General features: G+C 44.2%; 16 protein-coding genes and 1 pseudogene. 4 read left to right on the top strand and 13 right to left on the bottom strand.

The features are described from left to right. Positions 1-676: 676 nt before the first annotated feature. From MKY75_RS11825 to MKY75_RS11795, 7 genes and pseudogenes are all read right to left on the bottom strand, one after another. Entirely contained in the window at positions 677-1,444 is a 768-nt protein-coding gene (locus MKY75_RS11825) for an S-layer homology domain-containing protein (protein WP_340885371.1), read from the bottom strand. A 655-nt stretch (positions 1,445-2,099) separates the two neighbouring features. Beyond that, positions 2,100-2,235: pseudogene (locus MKY75_RS11820) on the bottom strand (class I SAM-dependent methyltransferase); the annotation flags it as partial. 58 nt (positions 2,236-2,293) lie between these two features. Further along, the gene (locus MKY75_RS11815) at positions 2,294-2,596 is read right to left on the bottom strand and encodes a putative quinol monooxygenase (protein WP_165150596.1); all 303 of its coding nucleotides are present in this window, start codon (positions 2,594-2,596) and stop codon (positions 2,294-2,296) included. A gap of 92 nt (positions 2,597-2,688) precedes the next feature. Next, on the bottom strand, positions 2,689-3,483 hold the full coding sequence (locus tag MKY75_RS11810) for an SDR family NAD(P)-dependent oxidoreductase (protein WP_165150594.1): 795 nt from the start codon (positions 3,481-3,483) through the stop codon (positions 2,689-2,691). Between the two features lie 136 nt (positions 3,484-3,619). Next, complete coding sequence (locus MKY75_RS11805; RefSeq protein WP_165150592.1) at positions 3,620-4,648, bottom strand: helix-turn-helix transcriptional regulator; 1,029 nt, start codon at positions 4,646-4,648, stop codon at positions 3,620-3,622. Between the two features lie 679 nt (positions 4,649-5,327). Further along, positions 5,328-6,392 carry a Gfo/Idh/MocA family protein gene (locus MKY75_RS11800; protein ID WP_039275006.1) on the bottom strand — a complete coding sequence of 355 codons (1,065 nt, stop codon included), beginning with the start codon at positions 6,390-6,392 and terminating at the stop codon, positions 5,328-5,330. A 117-nt stretch (positions 6,393-6,509) separates the two neighbouring features. Further along, the gene (locus MKY75_RS11795; RefSeq protein WP_029518478.1) at positions 6,510-7,418 is read right to left on the bottom strand and encodes an AraC family transcriptional regulator; all 909 of its coding nucleotides are present in this window, start codon (positions 7,416-7,418) and stop codon (positions 6,510-6,512) included. 510 nt (positions 7,419-7,928) lie between these two features. On the opposite strand from MKY75_RS11795, the gene MKY75_RS11790 reads away from it, so the two are divergent. The 4 genes from MKY75_RS11790 (at position 7,929) to MKY75_RS11775 (ending at position 12,467) form a co-directional block, all read left to right on the top strand. Continuing rightward, a complete protein-coding gene (locus tag MKY75_RS11790; protein WP_029518479.1) occupies positions 7,929-9,137 on the top strand; it encodes an MFS transporter in 1,209 nt (402 codons plus the stop codon). 164 nt (positions 9,138-9,301) lie between these two features. Next, positions 9,302-10,570 carry an aspartate aminotransferase family protein gene (locus tag MKY75_RS11785; RefSeq protein ID WP_238438022.1) on the top strand — a complete coding sequence of 423 codons (1,269 nt, stop codon included), beginning with the start codon at positions 9,302-9,304 and terminating at the stop codon, positions 10,568-10,570. Positions 10,571-10,604: 34 nt separating this feature from the next. Next, positions 10,605-11,654 carry a 2-amino-2-deoxy-D-mannitol dehydrogenase GutB1 gene (gene gutB1, locus MKY75_RS11780; protein ID WP_029518481.1) on the top strand — a complete coding sequence of 350 codons (1,050 nt, stop codon included), beginning with the start codon at positions 10,605-10,607 and terminating at the stop codon, positions 11,652-11,654. Between the two features lie 30 nt (positions 11,655-11,684). Next, positions 11,685-12,467 carry an HAD family hydrolase gene (locus tag MKY75_RS11775; RefSeq protein ID WP_029518482.1) on the top strand — a complete coding sequence of 261 codons (783 nt, stop codon included), beginning with the start codon at positions 11,685-11,687 and terminating at the stop codon, positions 12,465-12,467. A gap of 243 nt (positions 12,468-12,710) precedes the next feature. Here the strand turns inward: MKY75_RS11775 and MKY75_RS11770 are convergent, their stop codons facing one another. The 6 genes from MKY75_RS11770 to MKY75_RS11745 all read right to left on the bottom strand — a co-directional run bounded on the left by MKY75_RS11770 (position 12,711) and on the right by MKY75_RS11745 (position 19,421). Continuing rightward, positions 12,711-14,312, bottom strand: coding sequence for an alpha-amylase family glycosyl hydrolase (locus tag MKY75_RS11770; RefSeq protein WP_340885370.1), 1,602 nt, complete (start codon positions 14,310-14,312; stop codon positions 12,711-12,713). Between the two features lie 177 nt (positions 14,313-14,489). Then, on the bottom strand, positions 14,490-14,966 hold the full coding sequence (locus tag MKY75_RS11765) for an RNA polymerase sigma factor (protein WP_029518484.1): 477 nt from the start codon (positions 14,964-14,966) through the stop codon (positions 14,490-14,492). Positions 14,967-15,007: 41 nt separating this feature from the next. Continuing rightward, positions 15,008-15,949: a polysaccharide deacetylase family protein gene (locus MKY75_RS11760; protein WP_340885369.1), complete on the bottom strand. Its 942-nt coding sequence runs from the start codon at positions 15,947-15,949 to the stop codon at positions 15,008-15,010. A gap of 66 nt (positions 15,950-16,015) precedes the next feature. Further along, on the bottom strand, positions 16,016-17,230 hold the full coding sequence (locus tag MKY75_RS11755) for an ABC transporter permease (RefSeq protein WP_029518486.1): 1,215 nt from the start codon (positions 17,228-17,230) through the stop codon (positions 16,016-16,018). Then, positions 17,227-17,964 carry an ABC transporter ATP-binding protein gene (locus MKY75_RS11750; RefSeq protein WP_029518487.1) on the bottom strand — a complete coding sequence of 246 codons (738 nt, stop codon included), beginning with the start codon at positions 17,962-17,964 and terminating at the stop codon, positions 17,227-17,229. The genes MKY75_RS11755 and MKY75_RS11750 overlap by 4 nt, the downstream gene beginning before the upstream one ends. Beyond that, the gene (locus MKY75_RS11745) at positions 17,961-19,421 is read right to left on the bottom strand and encodes an efflux RND transporter periplasmic adaptor subunit (RefSeq protein ID WP_165150588.1); all 1,461 of its coding nucleotides are present in this window, start codon (positions 19,419-19,421) and stop codon (positions 17,961-17,963) included. Before MKY75_RS11745 ends, MKY75_RS11750 begins: the two co-directional genes overlap by 4 nt. Between the last annotated feature and the right edge of the window lie 24 nt (positions 19,422-19,445).

Here is a 19,445-nt window from a genome sequence, read left to right as displayed (position 1 = left end):
ATATTTTATAAACGCAAGTAATAGATTGTGATTATATTTCTTGCTTGGCAACCAACTTGTAATGCGTTGCAGTCATTCCGCGCGAAACTGCGGATGCTTTTTTCGTGAAAGCTAATAACTGGCATCTGTCGTTAAAATAAAAAAGCCGCCAATTTGGCGACTTCATATACATAGTTATTGTCCTTCCAGTAATCGACGTTTAGGCATCGTCATAGATACGTAGCTAAATAAGTAGAAAACTGCAAAGCCGTTTATCTCCTTATGTAGTTTCCTTAATGACTACAATGAGCAAGCGGATAGTGTCGATCATCCACTGACCTCCTTGGTTAAGATTTGGCTTAATCTTCGCCTCAATGGCGGGTAGATGGACTCTTTGTCAGCAGATGTGACATCCAAGAGCATCCTTGATCCAGTGCAAGGTGCATTGGAGAACACAGCGTCAAACTGAACATCTGTCCGAAAATGACAAGCCTCTTGCAGGTAGATATTCAGTTCAGATCAGCGGTTTGAAATCTCAATTTTCCCACATATTCATCAACATACTTTTAGATTTGTTTATTTTCTGAATTCGGCTTATCAAAACCTAACAGCACTACCCTTTGAGGTGTAGAGGTGTAAATGAAGGCATTTGTTGAATCTTTTTTTGCTTTTATCTGATCATCATTGATCCTAAAAATCACTTCGTTGTGGCCTCGTACAAACGCTGTAAAATGGTAACAGCTTCAGCCCGTGTGACTAGCGCTTTTGGGTGAAGGTATCCTTCATTAGCGGTAAGGACCCCCATCTTGGTTAGGGTGTAGAATGCTTCTGCCTTTTGATCCTGGGAATCTCCATCATAGGAGTACTCTTCTCCAGTCTTGTCGATGTACAGCACCGGATAGTAGGCCGAGAAATTATCATTGTAATTGGCTTGACGAACTTTCATATCCTTGTACTGCGCAGCTGCGGAGATCACTTCCTCAATCTCAGGATGAAGCGTCTGATTGGTATAATTCGTCCGAAGAGAGGCAATCATCATCACATCCCAGCGGGTCAGTGGTTTGTCAGGCTTGACATAGAATTGATAGTTTGGATATTTTCCCCCAACACTTTCAGCATACGGCCAAACATAGTCCCCGTTGAATATTGCTGCAAAATCTTTATTCGCCCAGTGTTTACGCGCATCCACAAAATCGGAAGATTCGCCGGAAGAACGATCAATTTCTGGAAAAAGCTTGTGAAACATATGTACAAATTCCGCTTTCGTTATGGTTTTGCTTGGCTTGAAGGTCCCATCTTCATAGCCCTTGACAATGCCCTTATCGACCATGGAACGAATTGATTCGGCAGCCCATTCATATTTTGTTCCTTCCACATCAGAAAACGTGTTTGCCGCGAAGGCAGATTGACCGAAAAACAGTGTCGTCGCAACCAACGGGGCGATAAGCCATTTCTTTTTCAACATCTCTTTCCACTTCCTTTAGGTAAAATTTATGTATAAAATAGTTCTCTAGACTCAATTTCATATCGGCATTTCAAAAGAAAATGATGATATTAATGAGAAAATAGCGTTGAACTATCGTTCTCAGTTACTTTAGCGAACTTCACCCTCCAGTATTCGCATTCCTTTCTGCTAAACCCCTCCTACTTTCTTCATTTGATATTTCCAATAAAGCAATTCTTCATCCTTGTGACAAATTTGAAATCCTAACTTCAATAACAAATTCTTAGAACTGATGGAGTGAGTAATTCCCTTCTATCCCCCTTTGCTAAAAATTAGAAAAGGGCAGGAATGAACATACGTCATTCCTACCCTCATATCAACTGCTATTTGGGCCACAAAAAAATCCGCGCTGAAACAACACGGATTGGACTCATTATAACAGGTATCCCTAAGGACCTGGTAATATCCGTTGTTCTTAACTAATTCCGAAGCTTTCAAATCCCACCCGTAATACAAAAATTGGGCAGAGAAATAGTAAGTACATGAAAATCCCTTTTTATGGAATTGGATTAGTAAAGAACAGCTCTAGACAATAAAATCTCTCCTTAGTGAATTACCCTTATTATACCAAGGCCAATTTTATCTGCTGACCTTTCACTTGTTACAAAAGCGTTTTCCCAGGTCCTCCGATTTTGACTATATTTTGATACCATTCATCCGGAAAGTAACCATCTGGGATTGCACATCGAATGTAGCCTCCGACCTTTAAATATCTAAAAACATAACTTAGCTGCTTGAACTCCTTCAGCGTAATATGCAACAATAATTTTCATTAATGTGATTAGAATACTCGTTATTTGAGTGATAACCCTACAGGCCTTTTCCGCCTAGGGCACGCAGTTTAATAGGCTCCGCTCCGACAATCAACGGTCGGCCGCGTTGTATCGACGCCAGTACCTCTTCGTTCTTAAGACTGGCTGCATGAGCATCTGCATCTTTCCACACTTCGGTCACATACACCGCATTCGGGTCGTCGTCTGACACATTGACTATATACAAATAGCAGTCAGTATTCGACTTCAACAGATCGGCCGCTTCTAGCAAGATGCCTGCAAGAGCATCCCTTTGCCCTGGAAGTGCCATCAACTTTCCATACATAGCAAATTGGTTCATGATCCTCATCCTACCCTCGAGTGAAATTTGACTTCATCTTATCATAATGTTCCGCAATGTCAGCGTAATTTCAGCAAGTTTCTCCACAAACGCTAAAAAATAGTCGGTACCATTCCTCCATCCATACGGATTGGAGAACCTTTAAATGCAGATGCATAAGGGCTACATACAAATGTAGCTAGTCTTCCTATTTCAATAGGCTTGATAAATCGCTGTATTTCAGATTGAGGCAGGTTTGTAACCATAAAATCTTTCTCTTTTTCTGAAAAAGTCATATCTTCATGAGGATACATACTCTCAATTATTTGGTGCACATTCTCAGAGAGCGTTGGTCCCGGCATGATCGTATTGACTGTAACTTCTGTTCCTATTGTTAATTTAGATAAGCTTTTTGACAATGACAACAACATAGATTTTGTCATACCATACTGAGGCATTTGTCCTGAAGGCATAATTGCTTCTTCACTCGCAATAAAAATAAGGCGACCATAATCATTTTTCAACATTTTAGGTAAATAAAATTTTGATAGTCCATTTGCAGCAAGAACGTTAGTGCGGAAGTATTTTTCCCATACTTCATCGTCTACGTCCACATATTGCATAATTTCATAAATACCCATATTGTTAACTAAAATATCAATTTCGGGGTATTTTTCAAATAAGGCTTCTCTTTGTCCAATATCCACAATATCGGCTGTAGCATTTTGAGGGGAGGTAGCTGGGAAATCTGACTTAATTTCATTTACAGTTCGTTCTACCTCTTCATAATTTCGTCCATTAATTAGTACATTAACACCTTCTTTGGCTAGTTCAATGGCAATTGCTTTACCTATGCCTTTCGTTGATCCTGTAACTAAAGCTGTTTTATATTTTAATCCCATATCCATAATACACTTCTCCTTTTTTAAACAGTCTCGTGCTCCGGATAGTGATTATATTATCTTGTCTGGATTGTCCAGTAACTAGCATATTGCGCCAAAGTTCTTGTTTAACACGCCAAATGACAAAACTCATTAGGCAGTCCTAGTGTGCTCCTGATATCGAGTTTGTACCTAAATGTTCAGTTCGCCAATTTGAAGGTGTATCCCCCTCCCATAGGCGGAAGGCGCGGTAAAACGAGTTTTGATCTTCGTATCCAATCAAGAATGCTACCTCTTTAATATCGAGCGAGGGGTCTGCCAAGTACTCTCGTGCCTGCTCATGTCTAGCTTTTGTCAATAGAATCTTGAAGCTCGTATTTTCGTCAGTAAGCCGGCGCTGCAAGGTACGATCGCTCATACTGAGCTCCTTCGCCACAGCCTGAATGTCGGGGCGCCCTCTTGTAAGGCTGCGTTTCATGATCCATTTGACCATCTCGGTAATTGAACGGCTGCGCTGCTGTTCATCCAACGATCGGTCCAGAACAGGAGTCAAGATTTCCAGCAACTCTTCGTTGTACGAGACAAAGGGGCGGTCCAGGTCTCTTCGATGTAGCGTCAATCGGTTACATTTTGCACCAATCCGGATACGACAGCCGAAATAAGCTTCAAGGGCTTGCATATCGCCCATGTAGTGCGAAAATTCAACAAGCTGCGCTTTCAAAGGTTGACCTGTGCCCCGGCGCCCAATCTCCAGAAGACAAGCCAGCGTGCTACCAACCAGCATCGGCGGACCAGACTGCTCGGGAGATAGCCACTCCAGATCAATTGTACAGTGCTCGCCCTCCTCCGTGATATGTAGGTTTTCCGGGGGACACAGTTGTTTGTACCGAGCCATTCGGTTTAGAGCGTCGCGGTAGTCCCGAGCGTGGTAAGTCGCTAAGACAGTCGGTGGGTACTTCGCTGTATCAAAGACGGTCACAAGCTTGATGATTCCTTGGGCTGTGTCACCAATGAGATCAGAATATGCCTGCCAGATCGCGAAATATTGGGCGGTGGTGACTACTGGTTCAGTAATAATGGTGATCGGCAGTCGTGCTTTACGTGCTACGTCGTGGGCGCCAAACCCTAACTGACATAATCCTGTCCACAATCCTGGCGGGATTTTAATACGGTCAGAGGTATGAGACTTCATATATATGGGCCTCCTTTATATACTTACATATTCATTGGTTTTGGTTGCGATGGGATCCCTCTTAAGTACACATAAGAATACTCTTAAGTACGTTAAGGTGTCTACATTAACGTAATAAGCTGTGGAAAATGTTACATCATCTTGTTACCTGGGCTACTTTCAATCAATGATGAGTGATTTGGCGAATTACTTAATCATGATAAAATTCTGTTAATGCATGAACGACTCATTCTCAACACCAAAAAACACACCCATATGTTTATGAGTGTGTTTTTAAAACCCCAAATCACCGACACTCCTAGGAATGTCATTATCTTAATACTGATTATTCTAGGTCTTTCATGGATTATTTTATGTTTACATGGAAGATTTAGAGTGAAATGTGTTGATTTATAAGGAGGAAATAGCGGATTTAATTTTTATGTAAAAACATCTTCTTCTCTTTACGTGTAAATTAAACCTATTCGAAATCTCAGCAACTTAAAAATGATCAAGCCATAGAATTCGGTTGTGGAGCGGTACCCGCTTGAGTTTTATGGTGGGCAAAATTATTTTGCTCACCATTTCAAAGGTTTACTGATTACTTAAATGCATCCCAAAATTTCATTGAATAAATCTGTTTGGTTCTCTCCAGGTTCCTATATATCTCTCTTATGATGGATCGAAAAATAGAGCAAATCTAAATAGTTCTTCGAATCACGCTTTTGGTTGCTGCCGCCTCAAAAATCGTCTCAATCAGCACCAATACACGGTGTACTTCTTCATTTTTGATCGCAATCTCCGCTTTTCCTTCGATGGTGGAGACAAAATTCTCATAAAAGCTTTCTGCAGCAGCAGGTATTTTCTCAATCGGGAACTTAAGGGTAGATTCCTCAGACGGCGGCGCCATCGTTTTCGTCAATCCTTGACCTGCTTGAATCGGCTTGGGTTCCACGTGAGCAACATCTGGATTTCGGGTGACGATCTCTCCACTCAAATCCCAATCTCGAATCACTGCGGTTCCTTCGGTTCCTTTAATATACCAGCGTGGCAGCTTTACGTAATTGGTTGTACCCACTTCAATGACTGCGGTCAGGCCGTCCTTGAACTCAATAAAGCTGGCAAAGCCGTCATCCACTTCAGTCCCCAAAATATAGCTTAGGGTAGCAGCTACGCTTTCTATTTTGCTGTCCGTAATCTGAAGCAGCTGGTCCAACAGATGTACTCCCCAATCCAGTAGCATTCCTCCTCCATACGCCTTTAGTTGCCGCCAGTCACCTGGAATGCCATTAGCTCCCTGAACTCGCGATTCCAGCTGGAAAAGCTCGCCCACGGTCTTATTGCCAATTATATCTTTGATAATTCGGAAGTCTTCATCCCATCGACGGTTCTGATGTACCGTAAACACACGATTTTCTTTCTTTGCCACCTCAACAATATCCAAGAAATCCGCGCTCGTTATCGTAACCGGTTTTTCGCAAATGACATGCTTTCCGGCTTGTAGCGCCTGGATCGCGATTTCCTTATGAACATCATTAGGTGTTGCTATCAAAACAATATCGACGGCCTCATCGGCCAGAACGGCGTCCAGGCTCGCGTAGGTTTTATAGCCGGCAGCCGCAGCCAGTTCCATCCGGTAATCGACAATATCATATACACCGCCAACGGCAAGTTGCTGATTAGATTCGATCAATTGAACATGGTAGCTTCCCATGCCTCCATAACCGATGATGACTACATTGTATATACGATTGTCCATTTTCATCTTCCTCCACTCCTGATTTAAGCCCACCGCATATCAATCGGTTGCTCACGTATCCATAAATCTTAATGTCTTCGTAACTCACCCTTCACTTCGTCGGATAGCTCTATCATACAAATCTCATGAAAAGCTTTCCTCCTCATTTCTTGCTGTTTTATTCCCGAATATTGTCCTGCGGTATTTCAATGGTGATGTTCCTGTCGCTTCCTTAAAGAGATGATGAAACGTCTTTACACTACTGAACCCTGCCGCCTCTGCGACCTCAGTAATCGGATTGTTTTCATTCAACAAGATCCATTTTGCCTTATTTAGTCTGTAATCATTCAAAAATGCTACAAAGGTCATCCCCGTATTCTTCTTAAACAGCCTGGCGAAATAATAAGGACTGAACCCCATATAATCAGCGACATTCTTCAGCGAGATGGTTTCATGATAATGACATTCCACATACTCAAAAATACGTTCCAGTTTATAAAGAGTGTCCTTGGATTGTGTTAAGGTTCTTTCTGAGAGTTCAGGAAGCCTTGGGGTTATGCTTCTCGGCACTTCACGCATAATAAGAGTCAACATCTCAAACACCTTGGCTTTGATCATATAAGCATGGCCTTCGTGTCGGTTGACGTTCTCATCATAAATGCTTTGAATCAGAGGAAGCATTTTAGCTGCTGTTTCTTCTGGCCAGTTCCAGCTTGATTGCTCCATCTCCGTAAATATATATCTTAGAGGGCGTTTCTGATCACTTAATGTGGAAACCTCTTGAAAAAAGCTCAGATCAAATTGAATAACCACCCGTTCGCTGTCGGGAGAGGCCAAGAAATAATGAACATCCCCCCCATTTATAAACTGAACTTCACCTTGTTTCATGCGTATCGAAATATCGTTAATTCCCAGATCCAAGGTTCCCTGGGTCACATAAATAATTTCAATTTCTTTATGCCAATGAGGATAGCAAAGCACGTCGCCTTTATTAATAAAACTCCGGAAAGGAAAATGTCGGTCAAGCTCCGGGATTTCTAAATAAAAATTCATTTTGGTAGACTCCTTTTGCAGTAAAGTTCAAAAAGCCGTGCACATGACTAATGATAATTATGCTGCACTGCATTCCTTTCTTCCCTTCTTTATGCTTCTCCTTCTCAACTAGCGAATAAAATTCCCTCTCCCTTTTGAATTGTAAGCGTTTAACATTCGTTTTTCTACCCTATCAATCATAGTTGCTATGAAGTAAAGCAACTGTTAGGCATCTTTACTAGGTATCCTTACTAACATTATTGCAAACTCAAAGTTATGACTTAATTATGAGCCGTTTGGCGTTCGAGAACAATTTGGACTGATCTTATTCCCTCCTGCCGCTTGCAGTTTCTTTAGATAAAGGTTTCACCTTAACTGGATTAAACATAATTGAAGTTAAATACGTGTAAAATTGTCAAATTAATTTTTTACATTTCCTATATAAAAATATATATACATTTCCAATGTGATGGTATATTCTAGTAAAAAAAATACTCATATAAAAAATATGACCTACTGGAGGGACAGGCCTTGAAGAGACTATTCGCTTTAAGTTGTGCTTTCTATCTGTTAATCGGCGTCACCAGTGTGGTGCTTGGGGCATTACTGCCGACTTTACTATCTCACTATGGACGGGGGTACAGCGATGGTGGATTACTGCTGTTCCTGCAGTTTTTCGGATTTCTTGTCGGTGTTCTGCTCACCCCCTTCATGGCTCTGCATCTGGGTCGCAAGTCCATGTTATCCATAGCCCTGGGTAGTATCGTGGCAGCGTGCATTATCTTGGGTGTACTACCCTCATGGAATTGGGTCATCGCAATGGCCATCTGGGTTGGTTTCGGCTCAGGCATCATTGAATCGTCCATCGGAGCGTTTACCATTGAGTTCACGGAGGAGCAAAAAGCCGTGGCCATGTCTAAGCTGGATGTCTACTTTGCACTTGGTGCACTGCTTATTCCGGCGATCGTTAGCCTGTATATCTGGCTTGGAATGTGGAATCTAACCTTTTACACCATCTCCCTTCTCACTTTTGTCTTAGCGCTGTTGTGGCTTACCATGCCTACATCCGCCTCCTCTCACCTTACCCAAGCAGACATCCGAACTACTGAACGTTCAGTTGAACAAGCCCGTTACTCTGGACAGCATCGTGTATTGCTAGGAATCTTCATTATATTCTTCTTTGTTTATATGGGTCTTGAACTGGGGCTCATGAACTTCCTACCTTCTATTCTGACAGAGACGCTACATCTTCAAGGATCCGTAGCCTCGCTGGGTGTCAGCGTGCTTTGGATTGCAATGATCATTGGTCGTATGTTCTCAGGAAGGATTGCAGAGTCAGCAGGATATATTCCTTACCTGCTATGGAGTGCAATCGGTACTTTCTGTTTCCTGGTTGCCATGGTGTTTATATCCAGCCAATGGGCTACATACCTAATAATTTTCGGTGCAGGTCTATTCATGTCTGGACTCTTCTGTATCGCGCTTGTCTATGCCAACGTGCTGATTCCAGGAATGACCGAGCGGACGACCAGCATTCTGATTGCGTCGGGCGGAATTGGCGGCTCGGTGCTTCAATATGTAATTGGCTGGAGCATGAGCGAATGGCCAGTGGCGGCTAGCCTCTGGATTTTAGGAGGGTTTACTCTGATTTTGCTGCTGGCACTTATTCTCACGCATCTGTGGAATGATCGGGGCAGCCGAGTCGTTGACTCTCTTGCCCATCAGGGCAAGGAAGGATGATATTGTTTTAGTTCTTAGGGGAGGTGAGGCCTATCGCAGAAGCACCGGATTATGCTCCCTTGTCCATGAGGGCAAGGAAGGTGGATTTCTTATTTTGGGGAGGTGAGTTCAGCCTCGTTATGCTCTGATAGGGTGGTAGACTTTATAAAGATGACTTAATAAGAATGTATATTCTGATATGGAGGGGAAATATCGTGCATACGTTGACCAAAGAACGTTTCAGATATGGTAAAGGCATTACTCTAATTGACGATTCGGGTAAGGAGTATTTGGATGGCGTATCCGGCACCTTCAACTTGTCGCTCGGTTATAACCACCCTCATGTCGTAAGCAAAGTACAGGAGCAAGTCGGCAATCTTGCACACATGTCTTCTACTTTTACAGAGCCTTATGTCGAAGAAGTCCTAGATCATCTAATCCAGTATGCCCCGAACGGCATAGACGCCGGATGGATGAGAGATATTACCGGCTCCACAGCGAACGAATGTGCTGTGAAGCTGGCCCAAAAATACACCGGAGCAACCGATATCATCAGTCTGCATCTGTCACATCATGGACAAACCCAGTTTGCAACAGGCATTTCCGGTAATGCCTTTCGTCGCAAGAATTTCCCTAACTCAGTTGCAGCAAATTCTCTGCATGTGCCTGCCCCCTACTGTTATCGCTGTCCTTTTAATTCTTCACCAGACAAGTGTGGTCATCATTGTATTGACGCTATATCGGACGCCATTGAGTATGGAAGCTCAGGGTCTGTGGCCTGCATGATTATTGAACCCATTCTGGGCAACGGAGGTAATATCATCCCGCCTGCAGGATATTTCAAGCGCCTCCGTCAGCTATGCGACGAGCATGGGATGATTCTGATTGCAGACGAAGTGCAGACCGGAATCGGGCGGACAGGTTACATGTTCGCAAGTGAACTGTTTGACATCCAACCGGATATTATTACTCTCGCTAAGGGTCTGGGTGGTATTGGAGTCCCGGTTGCGGCGGTATTGATGCAGTCTCGTCTCGATGTCCTGGAGAAGCACGAACATTCCTTTACTTCGGGCAGCAATCTGATCTCGGTCACGGCAGCCAAATCCACATTGGAGGTTGTAACCGAGCCCGGTTTTCTGGAAGCCGTCCGGTCCAAAGGAAGCCTGCTCGGATCCCTACTGACGGAGATGGCCGACAAGTATGATTGCATTGGTGAGGCTCGTGGCGTCGGACTGATGTGGGGACTGGAAATTGTAGACGAGGACGATGCCCCGGATGCAGTGAAAAGCAACGGGATTATCGATCGCGCATTTGAGGAACAACAATTAATTCTGAGAGGTTCCCGTTACGGTTATGGGAATGTGGTCAAAGTCAGACCTTCCCTCACGGCTACCGAAGATGAGATTGCCGAAATTGTTAAACGGCTTGACGCCGTTCTTGCTACCCTTCACTAACGATCTGCCCAATAAGCAAAAGGAGGAATTATACATGCTCGCACTTGTATATAAATCAGCTTGGGATGTCGCACTTGAGGAAAGACCTATCCCGGAGATAAAAAAAGATAACGATGTACTCGTCCGGATTCGGGCGACTGGCGTATGCGGTACGGATCTAGGTATCATCAGTGGCAAATATCATGCCGTGCCTTCTACGATTTTGGGGCACGAATCAGCGGGGGATGTGATCGCTGTAGGACCAGCCGTCAGTTCACTGCAGCCTGGAGACCGAGTGGTGATTGATCCAACTTACTACTGCGGCCAATGCGAAATGTGCCGGACAGGAAGACAAAATCATTGCACACACAAATCCGTAACAGAGACCGGAGTCAGCGCAGACGGTACGTTCACCGATTATTATGTGACTGAGGACCGTTTTTTGTACAAGTTGAAGGACCATATCAGCTACGAAGAAGCGACGCTGACCGAGCCGCTGAGCTGTATGCTGACCGGAATCAACCAGATTAACCTGCTGCCGAACTTCACAACCGTTATTATAGGCGCAGGTCCGATCGGGATTCTGTACAGCTATGCTCTTGCTTCGAAAGGCGTAACTGGTTGCCTTGTTGACATCTCGGAGGAACGGCTCGCCATAGCGGATTCTATTGCCCCCGAACGGTGGTCCGCGCACGCCACACTGGAATCGGCCATTCATAAGCTGGCTCCGTTAAAAAATCAGGTGGACATGATTGTGGACACCACAGGAGTGGTCGGCACTGAGGTACTAAGCCAGCTTGCGAGCGGCGGGTATTTGATGCTGGTGGGGCTGAGAGATGGGATAAGCTCGTTTAATCCGAAAGAGGTAGTTGACCGTAGCCTTAAAATCATCGGTTCGATTGATTCTCTGGGCACGTTCTCCACGGCGCATTACCTGATTGAGCAGCAAATCATTCCCGCCAAAAAAATCATTACCCACTCGTATCCGCTGGATGACTACCATGAAGCCTTTAAGACGCTTGGATGCAATATCAGCGAGCGGACACTTCAGCCCTCGTCTCAGGCGATCAAGATTGTGCTGCAATCTAGTGGCTCCGACAACTAAATTTAGCTACTAACAAGGGGGAGAATGGACATGACGAGCATCCATCATGTTACACCGACGAATAATGAATGCACAGGAGACCTATCCGCGTCCGTTCCAGTCAAAGCGGTCATTTTCGACATGGACGGGGTGTTAGTAGACAGCGAACCGATCTACTTTGAGGTCGAACGCAGCTCCTTTGCCCATTTCGGTGCGCCCATGACGGAAGAAGAGCATCACACCTATGTCGGAGTGACACTCGAATCCATGTGGCGTCAAGTGCTGGACAGGCATCAGCTCACCAATACGGTGGAAGAGGCCTTGTCCTATCACCGAAAAAATGTGATGCAGACAATGATTGCACACGAGGGCCTTGCGGCGATCGATGGACTGGAGCGGTGGCTGGACTGGCTGCAAGAGAAAGGGATTCCGGTCGCGGTGGCCTCTTCCTCTCCGCGGGCGCTGATTGATCTCATTATGGAAAAGACAGGACTTGGCCGTTACTTTGACATTCGAATCACCGGTGAAGAGGTACTGCAGGGTAAGCCGGCACCGGACATCTTCTTATACGCCGCCGAGCAGCTAGGCATTGCACCAGCCCATTGCATCGTTATTGAGGATTCACATAACGGGGTCCAGGCAGCCAAAAGTGCAGGAATGTACTGTATCGGCTTCCATAACCCCGGCTCCGGCCGGCAGGATCTGTCCAGAGCTGATCGCTGTATTCTCAGCTATGACGATCTGTGGGCGATCAAAGAGAATTTGCCGTTTGATGAGCAGTTGCTTGCCAAGAGCAAGAGTCGAAACATACCGGAAGGCATACCCCCTTTATAATCATATGGAATCGTCCGATCTTTACTATGATTGAGGGTATTAAATAATGCCCCTTGGAATATACACTGGAGAATGTCATTTTTCCTTCCCTGTGTGTACTCTAAGGGGCGTGCTTTACGTCAAATCGGTATAGTTAGAACACGTACGTTTCCGGTTCAATAGAAAAAAGGGGTGCTGTTAACACCCCAAACTGGATTCAACGATATATGTCCTGCTTCATCTGAACGGTAATTTTGCGTATATTCAGCTCTTTCTGTCTTCTTCGGTAATCAGAGAACTGTAAGCCGGAATTTTAACTGTTCCTTTCTTCACCTTCACATCCTTTGAGGTGGAGAAGACCACTTTCCATTTACCCTTATCGGGATCTTTCATCTGCAAGGTAACCGGCTCTCCAGACAGGTTATGATATACATACAGTGCTTCTTTGCCTGAAGTACGTTTAAATGCGGCCACGCTGGCAGAGCCTGCTTGTATAGGTTGCAGACTGTCGCTGCGTAAAGCTTCATGTTTTTCCCTCAGACGGATGAGTGTGCGATAGCTTTCCAGCAGGGAATCATCGTCTCTCAGCTGCGCTTCCACTGATACCTCGCCTTTGTTGTATTTGGGTTTCTCCCATGTCGTTTGACCAGGGCCCTCTCCCTTGTACCAGCGCATAGGCTCACGAAGAAACTCATCAGGCTTCTCTCCCTTCATACCAATTTCTTCGCCATAATAGAGGAACGGCTGACCCGGAAGCGTTAAAAGAATGGAAGCGGCCAGCTTGGCTTTTCGCACATCCCCGCCTAGCTCGCTCATGACACGAGTCTGGTCATGGTTGCTCAGGAACGGAGCATCGAGTGCCGCCTTATTATATGATTTGTACAGTTGCAGCGTTTTCTCGGCGAATGCCGCGATACCCTGATCTCGGCCGTTTTTCACGGACTTCAAAATCGTTCCGCCCAGGTCAAAATTAAACAAGGAGTGGAGCTGTCCGTAATAAGGAGCTATGGTCTCCGGTTTGTCCCATACCTCTCCTGCCAGATATACATTTGGATTTACCTTCTCCATCTCGGAACGAAATTCACTCCACCAGGCAATGTCCTTATCCGCACCATCTTTCGTCTGTCCTCTAAAAATATGCATCGCCGCGTCAAGTCGGAACCCGTCTGCACCTTGCTGCAGCCAATACTTGCCGACTTTGATCATTTCTTTGCGGACTTCGGGATTGTCAAAGTTCAGATCCGGCATGCCCGACCAGAACGTACTGTAGAAATACCCTTCGCCATTCGGATTCTTATGCCATACCTGCTGACCCCACGAGCCCTTTTCTTCCAAATCTGTGTTCTCATCCGCCCATACGTAATAGTCGTGGAATTTGCTTTGCGGGTTGGCACTGGCCTCCTTGAACCATGGATGCTCGCTGCTTGAATGATTGATAACAAGGTCCATGATCACCTTAACGCCCTTTCGGTCCGCTGCTTTCATCAAGGTGCGGAAATCATTTAGACTCCCATACTGTGGGTCCACCTGATAGTAATCAGTTGCATCATATTTATGGTAGCTTGGAGATGGATTTAGGGGCATAAGCCAGAGGCCGCTGACCTGCAAATCCCTACCCGAATGGGGTTTTCCATCGTTTAAGTAATCAAGCTTTTGTGTGATTCCTTTCAAATCACCATGTCCGTCTCCATTCGAATCATAAAAAGAATTGATATAAATTTCATAAAATACGCCGCTTCCAGTAGAAACCGGAGGCTTATGTCCGTTCGATTCCTGCTCTGCCATTGCGCTTGAAGCGAACATCGTGAGCATAGGCACCGTTAACATGGCGGTGGACAATCTTCTTAAGCGTTTGTTACGTGTCAAAACAAATCAGCTCCTTTGATTGTTATGGGTGCGCTTTCATTATAAATAGAAACAATCCAAAAAAAGGGGATATTTATTATCTATTATGGTGGAAAATATCGATCTTATTGTTTTATCTCTGTATTGAGCGAAAAGAGGAGCAGACTCTATGTCTACTCCTCTTTTCATCCAATCAGTTCAAGAAATATATCTCAATTTAATACGTTGGGAAGCTCTGTGAAGCGAAGACTTCACTGCATTCTCACTCTTGTTTAAAATTCTAGCCGTTTCCTTTATGGAGTATCCTTGGACTAATCGCAATTCAAGTACCGTTCTTTGCTCGGTATTACTTGCCATCAAGAGAATTTGATTGACCTCCTCCTGAATTTCAAAATCAAGGATATCCCAGTGATAGTGGAGCAGCCCCTTACGTAAAATGTATTCCTCCATCTTTTTTCGTTTTCTGATTAAATCTATAGCTAAATTTTTGGCAATTCTCAAAAGGTAAAACCGAATACGATCTTGGGGCAAGTCAGGCGAAGCTCTTATAAACCGAATAAAACACTCATGCAACAAATCTTCAGCATCCTGTTTGTTATGCAATATCCTCAATAGATAGCCAAAGAGGTCTGATTTGCAAGATAAATATAGATCCTCCAGATCTTTAACATCCATATTATTGCGTATCCCTTCATGCTTTGATTGAAATCGGTACGTTACTTGATAGTCTTAAATTCATATCCCTGCTTTTTTAAATATCTTATGATTTCAGGCAAGGCTTTGGCTGTTTCTTCCTTCCCATAAGTGTCATGCATGAGTACCACTGCTTTTTCTCTAGTCCCAATATTTCTCATGAATTCACTAATTAATTGCTCAGCATTCTTACGTGCACCCTCTGCATCTTTAGGTAACACATTCCAGTCAATCTGATGGTAATCCTTATCCTGTAGTTCTTTGTCCAGTACTTCCATACCATCGGGATCATTTCTCTGCCATATCATGTGGCCGCCTGGAAATCGAATCGCTCTTGTGGAAAAATTCTGCCCCAATATTTGCTTTAAAACTTGATTTGTTTTTTCAATATCATTCATAAAACTGCTCGAATTCACAGTCTGATTCGGATACAAATAACTGTAGTCATGTGAGTAGGTATGATTTCCGATCGCATGTCCTTCCTTAACCAATCTTTTTGTTATTTTTTTAGTCACTTCATTTTCCTCTACTGCTTTTCCTACCACAAAAAACGTTGCTTTCACACTTTCTTTTTTAAGAATATCTAATATTTTAGGCGTTACGGTAACCGATGGACCATCATCAAAAGATAAATAGACTACTTTTTTACCGTCGATCCCCTCAGGTCGCTGCCCTTGCATTTGCTGATTTAAGTACTTTTCAACAAATGCTGCATCTTCAACATCCGAAACATTTTGTAGAGAAGATTCGCTCCCTTTGGATTTGTTATTTAGTTTGTCGGTTGATACTGATTCTATTTTTTCTGCATATTCAATCGTTTTTACTGGCTGTGGTTTACTACTGAAGATGTCAAAGAGTTTTATAATCATTAGAACCATACAAATGAGAATAATAAACAGTAGTCTTCTTCTCTTCCTCTTCATTCGATGAGCTCTGGTTCTATTTTGCACATAGCTTTTTTCCATAGTATATATTCCTCCAAAAATCTAGAAGCAGTTCACGTTTTATGTTGCGACCATGTGCCCATTCAATTATTCGTATCTCAATGCATCTATTGGTTTTAATCTTGCTGCTTTATAAGCCGGATATACCCCAAATAGAATGCCTGTACCTGCAGAGCTAAGAAACGAATATAGGATCGGCGAGATTGTAAATTCAATGGTCATGCGTGCTGTTGCTTCGATTATTTTGGAGGCGCCTACGCCTGTAACAACCCCGAGCATCCCCCCTAGCAGACCAAAAATGACCGCTTCGGACAGGAATTGAATCATAATATCTCTTGGCTTGGCACCAATAGCTTTTCGAATACCAATTTCTTTCGTGCGCTCTATAACCGACACCATCATAATATTCATAATTCCGATTCCCCCTACCACAAGTGAGATCGCAGCTACACCTCCCAGCAAGCTGGTCATGATATTATCTACACCGGATGCTGCACCTGCTGCTTCGGACAGACTCATTACTTGAAATTGATCCGGTTCCGAAGGTTTTAGCTGATGCGTCACACGCAAGCTTTCCAATATGTCTGATTGAGCCTGACCCATCAAGCCTGGTGACTTGGCGGATACCTCCAGACCAGTAATGTTTTTCTCACCCAGACGGTTCATCATGGTTGTAGCCGGGATGTAGATTTGATCATTTGTACTGTAGCTTAAATTCGTAACAGGCTGAGAATTCAATACTCCGATTACTTTGAAAGGGATCTGTTTGATTTGAAACGTTCGTCCCAATACGCCTTTGGTATCTCCACCAAAAAGACGCACAACCGCTTGGCTTTCCAGAATGGCAACATTCCTACGTTTATCCATCTCATCGTTGGTAAATGTTCTGCCCTCGGCAAAGGAAAACTTTTTGGCCTTGTAAAATGAAGCAGATGTCCCTACAATGGTTGCATTATAGTTATATCGCCCCCATGCAGCTTTTGAACTGCTTGAAATACGGGGCATCATTGCTGCAATCGAACTCTTTTGTTCCAATGCCTCGACATCTGTCCACGTAAATGAGGGCAAGGTATCCTGATTTATTTCTTCCTCAGTCATTGGCATGACGGGAGCAACCAAAAGTACGTTATTTCCTAACTTATTGATTTCCTCCTTAATACTGGCCTTTGAGCCATTCCCGATGGCCATAATGGCAATCACCGCTGCCACCCCGATAATAATACCGAGTATCGTTAAAAATGAGCGCATCTTGTTGGTAGTTAAGCTGTTCATCGATACACGGATCGTTTCCATCAGATTCATAGACTTACCACCCTTGATGAAATTCGTCTATTTGCAATAGGCTCATCTCGCTCAATGTTACCATCCCGAAAGCTGATCAATCGTTTGGCATATTCCGCTACTTCCAGTTCATGAGTAACCAGGACAATGGTTTTTCCTTGCTCATTCAAGCCTTGGAACAGCTCCATAATCTCGATGCTCGTCTTCGTGTCCAGTGCACCCGTAGGCTCATCTGCCAGCAGAATGACCGGATGATTCACCAAAGCTCGGGCGATGGAAACCCGCTGCTGCTGACCGCCAGAAAGCTCGTTAGGCTTGTTATACATCCGTTCTGCAAGGCCCACCATCCGAAGCGCCTCTATAGCTCTTTCCCGACGCTCCTTGGCAGGAACACCTGCATACATCATAGGCAGCTCCACATTTGCTAAAGCTGTAGTACGAGGCAGGAGATAGAATTTCTGAAACACAAATCCTAGCTTCTGATTTCTAATCTCTGAAAGTTCGTTCTCACGAGCATCCAATATGGAGTAACCATCCAGATAGTATTTACCGGTATCCGGATGATCCAGGCAACCAATAACATTCATCATGGTGGACTTGCCTGAACCAGAGGGCCCCATGATAGCAACAAACTCCCCTTCGCTAATAGATAAGTTCACACTGCGTAGAGCCTGAATCTCCTGACCGCCTACTTCATACCTTTTTTTCAGCTCTTTAATTTCAATAACGGTGTTATTGGATTGAGTTTCACTCATTGTGTCTGCCCCCCTCCACTGCCATTCGGGTCAGCACTGCTGTTCTGAGGAGGAATAACAATGGTTTCACCTTCCTTGACACCGGACTTGATTTCGGCCTGATCCGCTGTATAAACACCCAGTTTCACGGGTCTAAACTCATAATCGGCCGGATTCGCTGTGTTCTTCGCCACATATACTCCATCCACACCGCCTTCAGACCTCAAGGCAAACAATGGCACAGACAGCGCATTTTTGTGTTCAGCTAACAGTAGAGATACATCCATATTCATCCCCGGTTGCAGCCTTATGTTTTGGCTATCCAAAGACAATTCAATTTTGTATGTAGTCACATTGGCTTCCGTCACCGGCTCTGGAGAAACAAAGCGTACTTCGCCTTTAAATTGTTTGTCCGGGAATGAATTCGAGTGCATTGTCGCCTGAAGTCCGGTCTTTAATTTAGCAATATCACTTTCGTTCACCTTGGCAAGAACCTTCATAACCCCTGTGTTGGAGTTATTCATGACAATAAAAGGTGCAGTAGGACTAGTGCCCACATCGCCGTTGACCTTCAAAATAATCCCGTCCCACGGCGCCGTAACCTGTAATTTACTTAGAACACTTTTCTTCTGCTCTAATGCCGTTTCAGCCTGCAATAAAGAAGCTTGTGCAGATTGGATGTTGGAAGCTTCAGGTGGGGACTGTGCAGCCTTTAATTGTATTAATGCTGTTTTATAGCCCATTTCCGCCTCTTCGATCGCCTCAGTTTGCTTGGTCTGTGCCTTCTTGTACTGCAGCTCTGCATTGCTCATATCCAGTTTTGCCTTATCCAGATTTTGCTTGGCTGTCGCCAGGTCACTTTCTGCTGCCGCATCATTCTGAACCAGATAAGCCTGGTCATCATAATCCTTCTGGGCTTTATCCAAAGTCACCTTGGCTGCCTCCTTTTGCGCAGCAGCTTCCTCTAATTCCATCGCGTTCTTGGCTGTTTTAATCGCCATCTGTGCCTTTAAGACATTTGCTTTCTGTAGCTCGATATCATTTGTTTTGGGTCCGCGCTTGGCTTCGTCCAGTTTGGCCCTTGCAATTGCGACATTAGATTCGGCATCCTTAATTTGCAGCCTGGCATCTGAATCATCTAGTCGTGCTAGCACCTGACCTGCCTTGACGCTATCTCCTGCTTTGACATTGACAGCGACGAGCTTGGCACCCTCGATATTTGTAAAATTAATATTTACTTCCTTGGAAGCCTGAACGGTTCCAGTCACGCTAAGCGACTCGGTTATGTTAGCTTTCTGTACCTGTACGACCTGATTCGCCGGAGCCTCCACAGGTTTTTCCTGGCCCCTTTTCATGTAGAGCGTACCGCCAATTCCCGCTATAATGAGCAAGATCAGAATACCTATGCTCCTTTTCACTCTTCTTTTCTTTCTTAATACTTGTAATGAATTTTTATCTTTCTTTTCTGTTTCCGACAATGTTATATCCCCTTAAATTGTATT

This window comes from Paenibacillus sp. FSL L8-0663 (assembly GCF_038008125.1).
Taxonomy (GTDB): Bacteria; Bacillota; Bacilli; order Paenibacillales; family Paenibacillaceae; genus Paenibacillus; species Paenibacillus polymyxa_D.
This window is presented reverse-complemented; position numbering and strand designations above follow the sequence as displayed.